The following is a 12,982-nucleotide window of genomic DNA, read 5'->3' as shown; positions in this document are numbered from 1 at the left end:
TGGCGCATACTATATCACTTATGCTCTAAAATTGTATATATGCGCATAAAAATATATATATGCGCATTTGACTCCTGATCGAGTCTCAGGCTTTTTCAATTCGCTATAGTTTGTGTCTATGAGACGCGCCTACGGTTACGTCATCGACTTTCTCGATTTGTATTATCAAAACCGGCACTGGTCCGCGTTCATAGTTGTGGTTCTTATCAAGGCGCGAACTGCAGTAGAAAGCTTCAGACAAAATGATACGATGATCGTTATGCAGTTACCTTTGAGCGCGTATTGTGCATGGATTCACCATTGAGCGCTGCGGTAGACATTGTGAACGAGGCGTTCCAGTATGGCGTCCCCCAGCGTATGATTACCTACAATTTCATACCAACCCTTAACAGGTAACTGGCTCATAATAACCACGCACCCACGTCCACACACGATGAAAAACATGGATCAAAAACCCGATTTCAAGCGCAATCCGCTGCCCTTGCCCAACGGCCACGATAAGGTGCTGCTGCATTCCTGCTGCGCGCCCTGCAGCGGGGAGGTCATGGAGGCGATGGTGGCTTCCGGTATCGATTTCACCATCTTCTTCTACAACCCCAACATCCACCCACGCAAGGAATACGAGCTGCGCAAGCACGAGAACATCCGCTTCGCGGAGCAGTTCGGCGTGCCCTTCGTCGATGCCGATTACGACCGCGACAACTGGTTCGCGCACGCCAAAGGCATGGAACACGAACCCGAACGCGGCGTCCGCTGCACCATGTGCTTCGACATGCGTTTCGAGCGGACTGCCTTATACGCGCACGAGCACGGTTTCCCGGTCATCACCAGTTCGCTGGGCATTTCGCGCTGGAAGGACATGCGGCAGATCAACGGCTGCGGCCACCGCGCCGCCGCGCACTACCCAGACCTGCTGTACTGGGACTATAACTGGCGCAAGGGCGGCGGTTCGGCGCGCATGATCGAAATCAGCAAACGGGAAAACTTCTACCAGCAGGAGTATTGCGGATGCGTCTATTCGTTGCGCGACACCAATGACCATCGTTTGGCGATGGGGCGCGAACGCATCCGGTTGGGCGTGCTGTACTACGGTAAGGAAGAAGCCGCGCCCGTGGCCGGCCCCGATGCAGACGATATGATGTGACGAGAAGAACATGAGCTATCCTTTCGTCGACCTCGTCGATGACTGTCTGGCCGGGCGTGACTGGCAACAATGACGGCGGTGCTGTCCGAGGACAACCAGGCCCGGCTGAGCCTGATTCGTGACCGGCGGCCCAAGTCGCTGACGGCGCTGGCCGAGTTGACCGGGCGGCAGATACTCAACTTGTCGCGCTCGCTGCGGATGATGGGGGGCTACGGCTTGGGATTTGGTTAAAAATAACTTACACTTATCGTTCCCACGCAGAGCGCTCGTCGTTATACATATCGTATCCGCCCATTCAATATTCCATCAAATACAACCTTATTGTAGGGTACGCTGTGCGTACCTTTTGAGCTTTGAGAAGGTACGCACAGCGTACCCTACAGCGGGAAATCATTGTTGACGGAATCTTTATGTGGAAGCCGGCGGGAGTCCAAAGCTCGCTTTGGTTCGCTCCTCTATCACGTTCAAAGCAAGCTTTGAACTCCACTGCTTGAGCTTTACAGGACTTGTGTGTAACGATGAGCGTGGGAACGATGAGGGCGAAACTCCGGAGGTTAATTTCGACCGAGTCTTTAGTCAAGCTCAAACGCGACGGACACGGCTTGGAGCCGGTGGCGCTGGTGACGGAATTTCTGATCGTGCCGAACGACCCGGCATGCACATAGGACAGGACACGATGGCACAGAACGACAACAACGGCGGCAACCTCGGCTTCGAGGCGGAACTGTTCAAGGCCGCCGACAAGCTGCGCGGCAACATGGAGCCCAGCGACTACAAGCACGTCGCGCTGGGCCTGATCTTCTTGAAATACATCTCCGATGCTTTCGAGGCCCGCCACGCCGAGTTGCTGGCCGAGGATGCCGCTGCCGCCGAAGACAAGGACGAATACCTTGCCGACAACATCTTCTGGGTACCGAAGGAAGCCCGTTGGTCGCACCTGCAAGCCAACGCCAAGCAGTCGAGCATCGGCACGCTGATCGACGACGCCATGCGCGCCATCGAGAAAGACAACGAATCCCTCAAGAGCGTGCTGCCCAAGGACTACGCCCGCCCCGCACTCAACAAGGTGATGCTGGGCGAGTTGATCGATTTGATTTCCGGCATCGATTTGCAACCCGTAGGGGCGAATAATCATTCGCCCCTACCAACGGCAAAATCTCACGATGTGCTCGGCCGCGTCTACGAATACTTCCTCGGCCAGTTCGCCGGCGCGGAAGGCAAGCGCGGCGGCGAGTTCTACACGCCGCGCTCCGTGGTGCGCACGCTGGTCGCTTTGCTGGAGCCGTATCAAGGACGCGTCTATGACCCCTGCTGCGGCAGCGGCGGCATGTTCGTGCAGAGCGAAAAGTTCGTCGCCGAACACGGCGGGCGTATTGGTGACATCGCCATCTACGGACAGGAAAGCAACTACACCACCTGGCGGCTGGCGAAGATGAACCTCGCGGTGCGCGGCATCGATTCGGACATCAAGTGGAACAACGAAGGCAGCTTCCACAAGGACGAGCTGCGCGACCTGAAAGCCGACTTCATCCTCGCCAACCCGCCTTTCAACATCAGCGACTGGGGCGGCGACAGATTGCGCGAGGACGTGCGCTGGCAATACGGCGCGCCGCCAGTGGGCAACGCCAACTACGCATGGTTGCAGCACATCTTCCACCACCTCGCGCCGCACGGCTTTGCGGGCGTGGTGCTCGCCAACGGTTCCATGAGTTCGCAGCAAAGCGGCGAAGGCGACATCCGCAAGGCGATGATCGAGGCGGGCTCGGTGGATTGCATGGTCGCGTTGCCCGGCCAGTTGTTCTATTCTACGCAGATTCCGGCCTGCTTGTGGATACTGGCCAAAGACCGCAGCAACGGTCTGGTCAAGAAAACCAGGCTGCGCGACCGGCGTGGCGAAGTGCTGTTCATCGACGCGCGCAAAATGGGCGTGCTGGTGGACAGGACGCGCCGCGAACTGACGGACGATGAAATCGCCCGCATCGCCGCTACCTACCACGCATGGCGCGGCGAAGCCGACGCGGGCGAATATTTGGATATTCCCGGTTTTTGCAAATCCGCCACACTGGACGAAATCCGCAAGCACGGCCATGTCCTCACGCCGGGCTGCTATGTCGGCGCCGAGGCGACGAGGACGACGAAGCCTTCGATGACAAGATGCGGCGTCTGACCGCGCAACTGGCCGAACAAATGGCGCGCGGCGCGGAACTGGATGCCGTCATCCGCGACAAGCTGAAAGGACTGGGTTATGGCCTCTAAGAAAAAAACGGAAGTCAGCCTCACCCGCAGTTCGGCTGCTGAATACCTGACTTTCGTGGCTGCGAGCGGCGAAGGCGGGGTCGAGGCGGTCTATGCCGACGAAAACGTATGGCTGACCCAGAAGATGATGGGTACGCTCTACAACGTGGAAACACACACCATCAACTACCACTTGAAGAAAATCTTCTCCGACAGCGAACTGGAGGAGTCGGCAGTTATTCGAAATTTTCGAATAACTGCGGCGGACGGCAAGACCTACGACACCAAGCACTACAACCTCAAGGCCATCATCGCCGTGGGTTACAAGGTCAACAGCGAGCGTGCCGTGCAGTTCCGCAAATGGGCTACCGACGTGGTGTCGGAGTTCGCCATCAAAGCCTACGTGATGGATGCCGAACGGTTGAAGTCCGGCAGCGTGCTGACCACGCAATACTTCGAGGAGCAACTGGAGCGCGTCCGTGAAATACGGATGTCCGAGCGTAAGTTCTATCAGAAGATCACCGACATCTATTCCGCCGCGCTGGACTACGACCGCAACGCCGCCACCACCAAACGCTTCTTCGCCAGCGTGCGGAACAAAATGCACTACGCCATCCACGGCCACACGGCAGCCGAGGTCATCGTGGCGCGCGCCGATGCCTACAAGCAGTTCATGGGCTTGACCACCTGGAAAGATGCGCCCCACGGCAAGATCCAGAAATACGATGTTTCGGTTGCCAAGAACTACCTTTCGGCGTTCGAGCTGGAGCAACTGGAACGCATGGTTTCGGCCTACCTGGATTTCGCCGAGAGCATGGCCAAGCGCCACATCCCGCTGACGATGGAGGATTGGGAAACGCGGCTCAACAGCTTCATCGAACTGTTCGACTATGGGCTATTGAAGGACGCCGGCAAAGTGACGGCGGAAATCGCCAAGCTGCACGCCGAAACCGAGTTCGAGAAATACCGCATCGTGCAGGACCGGCTGTTCGAGAGCGACTTCGACCGCTTTCTGGCGCTGGAGCGGCAGACACAGGCGATTGCCAAGCCTGCCAAGGCGGTAAAGCCGAAGGGGAAGAAGCCATGAACACTCACCGGCCTGATTCCAGTGCCTCGTTCTTGATGGGCATAAAGGAGGCTGCGGTTCAAATTAACAAGCTCCACGTTCAGATGGCCCGTGAAATTGAGCCGATGGTTAAGCACATCATCCGCTCAGGTTCCCTCGACGCCCATGAAATTGAAAGAGTACTTGACCATCTATTGGACTGTGCTTGCGTGTCGCAGGGACTGAAATTGTTCAAAGATCTGTGCCGCTATTACTTTGCCCAGAATCCGGCGGCGGTGGCGCGCTATGTGAACGCCTACCGTGACCTGTGGGATGAAGACGCGGAGGTGAGGAAATGAACCGTGAGAAGATGGGGGGACTGGGTTATGGCATCTGAGTGGACTTCCGTCACGCTCGGTGAAGTGACGAAATGGCTTTCGGGCGGCACGCCCAACAAAGCCACGCCCGAATTTTGGAATGGCGACATTCCGTGGATAAGCGCCAACTCAATGCACGACATTCGCATTGACGACTCGGACTTGAAAATCACGCTGCAAGGTCTTAAAAGCGGCTCGCGCTGGGCGAAGAAAGATTCCGTATTGCTGTTGGTTCGCGGCGGTGCACTTCACAATCGGCTACCTGTTGGCATTGCAACTCGCGATGTTGCGTTCAATCAGGATGTCAAAGCACTGGTTGCAGATGAGACGAAGCTCGACCCGTGGTTTTTGCTCTACTGGCTTCTCGCAAATCAAGAGTTCCTTCTTGAATCCATCGTTGAGTTCACAGGCATAGGCGCTGGCAAGCTCGATACCAAGCGTATGCAGGCACTTGAAGTGAAGCTGCCGCCGCTAGAAGTACAGAGAGAAATTCTCGGCATAGTGAAAACGCTCGACGACCGCATCGACAACCTGCGCCGAACCAACGCCACGCTGCAAGCCATCTCTAGCGCGTTGTTCAAGTCGTGGTTCGTGGATTTCGCGCAACCCGTAGGGGCGAATAATTATTCGCCCCTACATCATTCGCCCCTACACGGCGTGCCGCAAGAGGACATGCAGGAATCGGAACTGGGCTTGATTCCGAAGGGGTGGCGGGTGGCTTCTCTCGACGCGATTGCGGACTACCTCAACGGTCTGGCGCTGCAAAAATTTCCGCCCGAAAGCGAGACCGAGTTCCTGCCCGTCATCAAAATCGCCCAGCTTCGTGCGGGCAACACCGACGGAGCGGACAGGGCCAGCGCGCGCATCAAGTCCGAATACATCGTCGAGGATGGCGATGTGCTGTTCTCGTGGTCGGGTTCGCTGGAGGTCGAGGTGTGGACGGGCGGGCGCGGCGCGTTGAACCAGCACCTATTCAAGATTACCTCGCGCGAAGTGCCCAAGTGGTTCTACTACTTCGCTACACGCCAGCACCTTGCGGACTTTCGCGCCATCGCCGCAGGCAAGGCCACCACGATGGGGCATATCCAGCGCGGCCACCTCAGTGCCGCCAAAGTTGCCGTGCCGCCGCCGGATGAAATGGCGAAGGCAGATGCCGTCATCACGCCACTGTTCGAGCAGAAAATCAACAACGCATTGCAAGCGCGAACCCTCGCCACCCTGCGCGACACCCTACTGCCGAGGCTGATCTCCGGCAAGCTGCGGGTGGGTGTAGGGGCGAATAATTATTCGCCCCTACCGGGTGCGTCGAACACACGGACGAATATCGGAAATGACGTGGAAACGAATAATCATTCGATCCTGAAATCCCGGCCTAACATATCGAATATGAAGGTACGACGTGACGAACGGTAATTCAAAAAACCGCCGCCGGTCAATCCGCCTAAAAGGATATGACTATTCGCAGGCTGGGGCGTATTTCATTACCATCTGCACCGGTGGACGCGCCTGCCTGTTTGGTGAAATCGCAGGTACGGAAATGCGGTTGAATGATGCGGGGCAAATGGCGCAACAGTGTTGGCGCGCCATTCCCGATCATTTTCCGTTGGTGGAATTGGACGAATTTGTGATCATGCCGAATCACGTTCACGGGATTTTGTGGATCGCTGGGGTAGGGGCGAATAATCATTCGCCCCTACATTCGCCCCTCCCTCCGTCACGTTCACCACAACATCCGCGGGGGACGTCAAAAACCATTGGCTCGGTGGTTCGCGGTTTCAAAATCGGCGTGACCAAATGGATGCGGGAAAACCATTTCGATGGTTCCGTCTGGCAGCGGAATTATTACGAACACGTCATCCGCGACGATGAATCCCTGAATCTCATCCGGCAATATATTCTCGACAATCCGGCGCAATGGATGAACGATCATGACAATCCGGCTGTAGGGGCGAATAATCATTCGCCCCTACAGGATAATCATTCGCCCCTACAGAGTGACGGCAACCGCAAGGAACCGCGCTGATGCCCGCCTACCAGCCGCCTTTCCAGTTGACCCACCGCATGACCGCGCAGATGTCGCGTATCTCCGAATTACTGGGCGAATGGAACGCGATTAATCGGAATACACTGGTGCCGCAACTGCGTCGTGGCAACCGTATCCGCAGCCTGCATGCTTCGCTGGCGATCGAGCAGAACACGCTGACGCTGGAACAGGTCACGGCGGTGCTGGACGGCCGAATCGTGCTGGGTTCGCCGCGCGAAATCCAGGAAGTACGCAATGCCTTCGCGGCTTACGAGGCGATGGAACGGTGGCTACCGCATCGCGCCGAGGATGTGTTGGCCGCCCATGCGTTGATGATGGCGGCACTGGTCGATGATGCCGGACGTTGGCGGCGCGGCAGCGTTGGCGTGATGGCGGGCGACAAACTGGTGCACATGGCTCCGCCCGCCCGTCGCGTACCGGACTTGATGCACGATTTGCTGCACTGGCTGGAGACGACGGACGCGCATCCGCTGATCGCCTCGACCGCGTTCCATTACGAATTCGAGTTCATCCACCCTTTCAGCGACGGCAACGGGCGCATGGGGCGCTTGTGGCAAACCCTGATCCTGAGTCGCTGGCAGCCGATGCTGGCTTATCTGCCGGTAGAAACGGTCATCAAGCGCCGCCAGCAGGAGTACTACGACCAACTGGGCATGGCGGATGCGAAAGCCGATTGCTCCGGTTTTATCGAGTTTTTGCTGGATGCCATCGAGACGGGTTTGCGGGATGCCATTCAGATCGAAAATGCAGAAAAGACGCCGGTAGAAACGCCGGTAGAAACACCGGTAGAAAAGTCCGCCAAGACGCCACAACGGATTCTGGCCCTGCTTCGGCAACAGCCGGAATTGACGCTGGCCGACATCGCGCAAGCCATCGGACGTTCGCCGCGCGCCGTGGAGCGCGCCGCCGCCAAGCTGCAAACCGAAGGCAAGCTGCGTTACCACGGCCCGAAAAAAGGCGGGCGTTGGATGGTGCTGGATGACGACAAAGCCAAAGGAAGGCGCTGATGGCCTTTCTGTCCGAAGCCGAAGTCGAACAAACCCTGCTGGAACAACTGCGCGGGCTGGGCTACGCCGTTGCGTCTGACGAGTCCATCGGCCCCGACGGCAGCGCGCCGGAACGCGACAGCCACGATGTCGCGGTGCTGCACAAGCGGCTGGAAGACGCCGTGCTGCGGCTCAACCCGAACCTGCCGCCGGACGCGCGCGCCGATGTGCTGCGCAAATTGACCCAATCCGTCTTCCCCGCCCTGCTGGAAGAAAACCGCCGCCTCCACACGTTGCTGGTTGAAGGCGTGGACGTGGAATATCTCGGCAAGGATGGCGTGCTGACGGCGGGCAAAGTTACGCTATTGGATTTCGAGCAGCCGGAATGCAACGACTGGCTGGCGGTCAACCAGTTCGTGGTCATCAACGGCCAGGTCAACCGCAGGCCGGACGTGGTGCTGTTCGTCAACGGCCTGCCGCTGTCGGTGATCGAACTGAAGGCGCCGGGCAGCGCGGGCGCCCATCTGGCGGGCGCGTTCAACCAGTTGCAGACCTACAAGCGGCAGATTCCGGCGCTGTTCCACACCAATGCGCTGCTGGTCATGTCCGACGGCATCGCCGCGCGCGTGGGGCCGCTGTCCGCCGATCTGGAACGCTTCATGCCGTGGCGCACCACGGATGGCAAGGACATTGCGGCTAAAGGCACGCCGGAATTGGCGACGTTGATTGAAGGCGTGTTTGAGCATCAACGTTTTCTGGATTTGTTGCGCTGGTTCACGGTGTTTGGCGAGCGCGACTCCGGTTTGGTAAAAATCATTGCCGGTTATCACCAGTTCCATGCGGTGAACCTGGCGGTGGAATCCACGGTGCGCGCGGCGGCGCAAATACAGGACATGGCCGAAGACCCGGCGAATTATGGTTTGCCTTCCGTGCGCGATCAGAAACCGGGCGACCGCAGAGCCGGCGTGATCTGGCACACGCAGGGTTCCGGCAAGAGCCTGCTGATGGCTTTCTACGCCGGGCGGCTGGTGAAGCACCTGGCGATGGAGAATCCGACGCTGGTCGTGCTGACCGATCGCAACGATCTGGACGACCAGTTGTTCGCCACCTTCTCGATGTGCCGCGACCTGATCCGCCAGACGCCGGTACAGGCCGAAGGCCGCGAGCATTTGCAGCAACTGTTGGCGAGGGCATCGGGCGGCGTGATTTTCACCACCTTGCAGAAATTCGGCGAGGTGGACGGGCCTTTGACCATGCGCCGCAACGTGGTCGTCATCGCCGATGAAGCGCACCGTTCGCAGTACGGCTTTCGGGCGAAGGTGGACGCGAAGACCGGCGAAGTGTCCTACGGCTTCGCCAAATACCTGCGCGACGCCTTGCCCAATGCCTCGTTAATCGGCTTCACCGGTACCCCCATCGAGGCGGCGGACGTGAACACTCCGGCGGTGTTCGGCAATTACATCGACGTGTACGACATCAGCCGGGCGGTGGAAGACGGCGCGACGGTGCCGATCTACTACGAATCGCGGCTGGCGCGCATCGAACTGGACGAAGACGAAAAGCCGAAGCTCGACGCCGAGGTGGAGGCATTGACCGAGGAAGAGGCCGTCACCGAGCAGGAAAAACTGAAGGCGAAATGGGCGACGGTCGAAAAGCTGGTCGGCAGCGAAAAACGCCTCGCGCTGGTGGCAAAGGATTTGGTGGCGCATTTCGAGGACAGGCTGGCCGCGCTGGATGGCAAGGCAATGGCCGTGTGCATGAGCCGCCGTATCTGCGTGGCGTTGTACGACGCCATCGTCAAGCTGCGCCCGGACTGGCACAGCGCCGACGACACTGCCGGAGCGGTCAAGATCGTGATGACCGGCGCGGCCAGCGATCTGCACGAATGGCAGCAGCACATCGGCAACAAGGTCCGGTGCGAGCTGCTCGCCAAGCGCGCCCGCGATGCGAAAGATCCGCTGAAGCTGGTGATCGTGCGCGACATGTGGCTGACCGGCTTCGATGCGCCGTGCATGCACACGATGTACGTGGACAAGCCGATGCAGGGCCACGGACTGATGCAGGCCATCGCCCGCGTGAATCGCGTGTTCCGCGACAAGCCTGCGGGCCTGATCGTGGATTACATCGGCATCGCGCAAAGCCTGAAATCGGCGCTGGCGCAGTATTCGGCGCGCGATCAGGAAACCACGGGCGTTGACGAAGCCGAAGCTGTCGCGGTGTTGATGGAAAAGTACGAAGTGGTGCATGACATGTACCACGGTTTCGACTACGTCACGGCCTTGAACGGCACGCCGCGGCAGCGGTTAGCGATGATGGCCGGAGCCATCGAATGGATACTCGACAAACAGCAGCAATGGGCGGCAGCTGAAACCACTGACGAAGGCAAGAAGAACGCCCAGCGCCGCTATCAGGGTGCGGTGCTGGCCTTGTCCAAGGCGTATGCGCTGGCATCGGCCTCGGACGAAGCGCGCGGCATCCGCGAGGAAGTGGGTTTCTTCCAGGCCATCCGCGCCGCGCTGGTCAAGTCGGCCACCGGCTCCGGCATCACCTCGCAGGAACGTGATTTCGCCATCCAGCAGATCGTCAGCCGCGCGGTGGTCTCGACCGAAATCGTGGACATCCTGAAGGCGGCGGGTATCCAGTCGCCGGACATTTCCATCCTGTCCGACGAATTCCTCGCCGAAGTGCGGCAGATGGGCAAGAAGAATCTGGCGCTGGAAGCGTTGCGCAAGCTCATCAACGACGGCATCCGCTCGCGCAGCAAGGCCAATATCGTCGAGACGCGGGCGTTTTCGGAACGGCTGGAAGATGCCGTGGCGCGCTACCACGCCAATGCCATCACCACCGCCGAGGTGTTGCAGGAACTAATCCAATTGGCGAAGGATATCCGCGCCGCCCGGCAACGCGGCGAGGAGCAGGGCCTGAGCGACGAGGAAATCGCCTTCTACGACGCGCTGGCCGAGAACGAATCGGCGGTTCAGGCGATGGGCGACGATAAGCTCAAAGTCATCGCCCACGAACTGCTGGTCAACCTGAAAAGCAACATCTCGGTAGACTGGGCGCACCGTGAATCCGCCCGCGCCCGGCTGCGCGTGCTGGTCAAGCGCATCCTGCGCAAGTACGGCTACCCGCCCGACTTGCAGGACGCGGCGGTACAGACCGTGTTGCAACAGGCCGAGGCGCTCTCGGCCGGATGGATTTAGAGGTTCCGCTCATGGCCGACGACGCTCTCGCACAATCCGATGCCGACACCTTGCTGCGCATGGAGAAGGTTCCGGTTTCCTCCCCTGACGCGGACGAGGCATCCGGCCAGAGGGCTTCTTGAGGGGGCGCGACATCCTCATGCCGTCGCGCGATCCGGCAAGACGCCAGAGGCATTAATAAAGTCTCCGGGTCATTCAGTTTCGTCTTTCTTTGACGGCACAGGACAGGGCGATGAGCGTGAAGTTTTGTCATCTTTGGCAGGCACTGGACAAGGCGACGAGCGCGAGGCCTTGTCATCTTTGGAAGGTACAGGACAGGGCGATGCTTCGCGCGACGCCTTCAGGGTGCTGCCCGCCGCGGCGTATTCATTGAGATCGCCCGCCGTGGCCTCGGGAAACTGAACGTGGATTCCCCAGTCCAGCGGTTGGTCCTGGGTATAGCGCTTGCCCAATTTCTGAGCGATTTGAGCCCGCGCCAATTCGACGCCGAGATAAAACGCGTGCCCGCCATCGTTTTCGACGCCCAAATGCGGAAACAGCGCGAAGGGATCGCTGTCCGTCCACAGTCCGTTGCGATTGAAGATATGCACGCCTTCGGTGGAAATCATGATGCGGAAGCTCGGATCGCGGATGGCGGTCTGTAATTCTTGTATTTCCGCGAACGACAGCGGAAACGGCGCCCGCTCGTGCAGCGCCATCAAACCGTCGTCGATATGTTTCGGCAGGCGGTTGCTTTCCCGTGCGGCCAGCATGATGCGGCGGATAAGATCGGCTTCCTTGATGGCCTTGCAGGCATGCTTGCTGACTTGCGTCGCCAAAATATGGCGTACGTGCAGCTCCGAGCAAATGCCCAGCAGCATGCCGTTCATCCCGGCGGTATCGATATGAGTCAATTCCGTGAGATTGCCCACGCCCATCATGATTTCCACGTCGGGATGCAGCCGCCGCACCTCGTGGTAGCGGACAATCGAGTCGGTAAAGCCAAAGTGGATCGGATCGAGTATCGGATCGACGATGAATGGCCTACCCTTGTCCTGCATTTTGGCAATGACGCGGTCAAGAGAATCCATATCGGCGTGCGGAGTGGAAATCAACACCGGCGTCGAGGCCACCTCATCCGCGATCCACAAAGTCTCTTCATTCAGGCTCAACAGAAAATCGGCGCCGGCGCGTCCCGCCAGCAGCAGGTTTTCAGGATCGAGCGAATCGACGCTGACCAAGAAACCCTCGCTCTTCAACGCCTTGATCGCGTCGGCCAAATGCGGAAACGGCGTCGCCGGCAAACAGCCCAGGTCGATCACGTCCGCGCCGTCTCGCCGGTAAGCCTCGGCGCGGCGAATGATGGCGGCGACATCGATATGGGGCGCTTCGACGACCTCGCCGAAAATGCGCAGTTCATAGCGGCTTAAATCCGGGCGCTGCCGGGCTTTGCCAAAAAATTCGGGCAGATCGTTCAACTCTTCCGGTCCTCGTTCAACGGGTATTCCAAGATGCTGGGACAACGCTTCCAAATCGCCGCGGCAGCGACCGGGAACCAGAATCCGGTCGGCGCCAAAGGTATCGGTCAAACGGCGTTGAATCATGTCGGCGGTCATCAAGGCCGCCACCGTAACGCCCAGCACATGAACGGTGTATTCAAAATCCGGAGACATTTCTGAAAGAGTCCGGCGCAACTGCTTTTCAGCCAGCTTACCGGTAAGAAACAGAATATGCTCGGCCATCTATTAAGGATCTGGTCAAAATTAACTTCCCGAAATTTGCCTTCATCGTTCCCACGCTCTGCGCTCATCGTTATACGCAAGTCTAAAGGCGTTCGGAGTCCTACGCATGCTTGACCGCAAACCCCGCGTAGGTCGGGCAACCGCTTCACTGTTGCCCGATATCGGTGCGGAAACCTTGCACGAAGAGGGCGCTGATCCAAGATCGTCTTGCGATTGACGCCCGATTA

12 protein-coding genes are annotated in these 12,982 nt (G+C 58.8%); 10 read left to right on the top strand and 2 right to left on the bottom strand.

All coding sequences use genetic code 11. The features are described from left to right. Nucleotides 1-294: 294 nt before the first annotated feature. Complete coding sequence (locus tag CC94_RS22795) at nucleotides 295-444, bottom strand: ATP-binding protein (RefSeq protein WP_084675284.1); 150 nt, start codon at nucleotides 442-444, stop codon at nucleotides 295-297. Here CC94_RS22795 and CC94_RS0102905 point away from each other — a divergent pair. The 10 genes from CC94_RS0102905 (at nucleotide 443) to CC94_RS0102860 (ending at nucleotide 11,034) form a co-directional block, all read left to right on the top strand. Beyond that, entirely contained in the window at nucleotides 443-1,144 is a 702-nt protein-coding gene (locus tag CC94_RS0102905) for an epoxyqueuosine reductase QueH (protein WP_051040502.1), read from the top strand. The two genes, CC94_RS22795 and CC94_RS0102905, sit on opposite strands and share 2 nt — an antisense overlap. A gap of 69 nt (nucleotides 1,145-1,213) precedes the next feature. Further along, nucleotides 1,214-1,375 carry an HVO_A0114 family putative DNA-binding protein gene (locus CC94_RS22150; RefSeq protein WP_213069404.1) on the top strand — a complete coding sequence of 54 codons (162 nt, stop codon included), beginning with the start codon at nucleotides 1,214-1,216 and terminating at the stop codon, nucleotides 1,373-1,375. Between the two features lie 302 nt (nucleotides 1,376-1,677). Then, entirely contained in the window at nucleotides 1,678-1,809 is a 132-nt protein-coding gene (locus CC94_RS24985; protein ID WP_005373788.1) for a hypothetical protein, read from the top strand. 11 nt (nucleotides 1,810-1,820) lie between these two features. Then, nucleotides 1,821-3,311, top strand: a complete 1,491-nt coding sequence (locus tag CC94_RS21170; protein WP_005373787.1) for a class I SAM-dependent DNA methyltransferase — start codon at nucleotides 1,821-1,823, stop codon at nucleotides 3,309-3,311. Between the two features lie 78 nt (nucleotides 3,312-3,389). Continuing rightward, nucleotides 3,390-4,466, top strand: a complete 1,077-nt coding sequence (locus CC94_RS0102885; RefSeq protein ID WP_005373785.1) for a virulence RhuM family protein — start codon at nucleotides 3,390-3,392, stop codon at nucleotides 4,464-4,466. After that, on the top strand, nucleotides 4,463-4,783 hold the full coding sequence (locus CC94_RS0102880) for a hypothetical protein (protein ID WP_005373783.1): 321 nt from the start codon (nucleotides 4,463-4,465) through the stop codon (nucleotides 4,781-4,783). Before CC94_RS0102885 ends, CC94_RS0102880 begins: the two co-directional genes overlap by 4 nt. Before the next feature lie 27 nt (nucleotides 4,784-4,810). Next, nucleotides 4,811-6,214 carry a restriction endonuclease subunit S gene (locus CC94_RS0102875; RefSeq protein ID WP_036303690.1) on the top strand — a complete coding sequence of 468 codons (1,404 nt, stop codon included), beginning with the start codon at nucleotides 4,811-4,813 and terminating at the stop codon, nucleotides 6,212-6,214. Beyond that, nucleotides 6,201-6,824, top strand: coding sequence for a transposase (locus tag CC94_RS0102870; RefSeq protein WP_051911363.1), 624 nt, complete (start codon nucleotides 6,201-6,203; stop codon nucleotides 6,822-6,824). Before CC94_RS0102875 ends, CC94_RS0102870 begins: the two co-directional genes overlap by 14 nt. Then, the gene (locus CC94_RS0102865; RefSeq protein ID WP_031429745.1) at nucleotides 6,824-7,852 is read left to right on the top strand and encodes a Fic family protein; all 1,029 of its coding nucleotides are present in this window, start codon (nucleotides 6,824-6,826) and stop codon (nucleotides 7,850-7,852) included. Before CC94_RS0102870 ends, CC94_RS0102865 begins: the two co-directional genes overlap by 1 nt. After that, entirely contained in the window at nucleotides 7,852-11,034 is a 3,183-nt protein-coding gene (locus CC94_RS0102860; protein WP_031429743.1) for a type I restriction endonuclease subunit R, read from the top strand. Before CC94_RS0102865 ends, CC94_RS0102860 begins: the two co-directional genes overlap by 1 nt. A 191-nt stretch (nucleotides 11,035-11,225) precedes the next feature. Here CC94_RS0102860 and CC94_RS0102850 read toward each other — a convergent pair whose 3' ends face one another. Beyond that, a complete protein-coding gene (locus CC94_RS0102850) occupies nucleotides 11,226-12,755 on the bottom strand; it encodes a DUF6513 domain-containing protein (RefSeq protein ID WP_005373775.1) in 1,530 nt (509 codons plus the stop codon). Nucleotides 12,756-12,982: the final 227 nt, after the last annotated feature.

It is taken from the genome of Methylomicrobium agile, from assembly GCF_000733855.1.
Taxonomy (GTDB): Bacteria; Pseudomonadota; Gammaproteobacteria; order Methylococcales; family Methylomonadaceae; genus Methylomicrobium; species Methylomicrobium agile.
Note: the sequence above shows the minus strand (reverse complement) of the source record. Positions and strands in the feature narration are given on the sequence as shown.

Bases quoted from the DNA above. Each gene is read 5' to 3' on its own strand.
- CC94_RS22795 (WP_084675284.1), bottom strand. From the start codon at position 444: ATGTTTTTCATCGTGTGTGGACGTGGGTGCGTGGTTATTATGAGCCAG.
- CC94_RS0102860 (WP_031429743.1), top strand. From the start codon at position 7,852: ATGGCCTTTCTGTCCGAAGCCGAAGTCGAACAAACCCTGCTGGAACAA.
- CC94_RS0102875 (WP_036303690.1), top strand. From the start codon at position 4,811: ATGGCATCTGAGTGGACTTCCGTCACGCTCGGTGAAGTGACGAAATGG.
- CC94_RS24985 (WP_005373788.1), top strand. From the start codon at position 1,678: ATGAGGGCGAAACTCCGGAGGTTAATTTCGACCGAGTCTTTAGTCAAG.
- CC94_RS22150 (WP_213069404.1), top strand. From the start codon at position 1,214: ATGACGGCGGTGCTGTCCGAGGACAACCAGGCCCGGCTGAGCCTGATT.
- CC94_RS21170 (WP_005373787.1), top strand. From the start codon at position 1,821: ATGGCACAGAACGACAACAACGGCGGCAACCTCGGCTTCGAGGCGGAA.
- CC94_RS0102905 (WP_051040502.1), top strand. From the start codon at position 443: ATGGATCAAAAACCCGATTTCAAGCGCAATCCGCTGCCCTTGCCCAAC.
- CC94_RS0102865 (WP_031429745.1), top strand. From the start codon at position 6,824: ATGCCCGCCTACCAGCCGCCTTTCCAGTTGACCCACCGCATGACCGCG.
- CC94_RS0102850 (WP_005373775.1), bottom strand. From the start codon at position 12,755: ATGGCCGAGCATATTCTGTTTCTTACCGGTAAGCTGGCTGAAAAGCAG.
- CC94_RS0102885 (WP_005373785.1), top strand. From the start codon at position 3,390: ATGGCCTCTAAGAAAAAAACGGAAGTCAGCCTCACCCGCAGTTCGGCT.
- CC94_RS0102880 (WP_005373783.1), top strand. From the start codon at position 4,463: ATGAACACTCACCGGCCTGATTCCAGTGCCTCGTTCTTGATGGGCATA.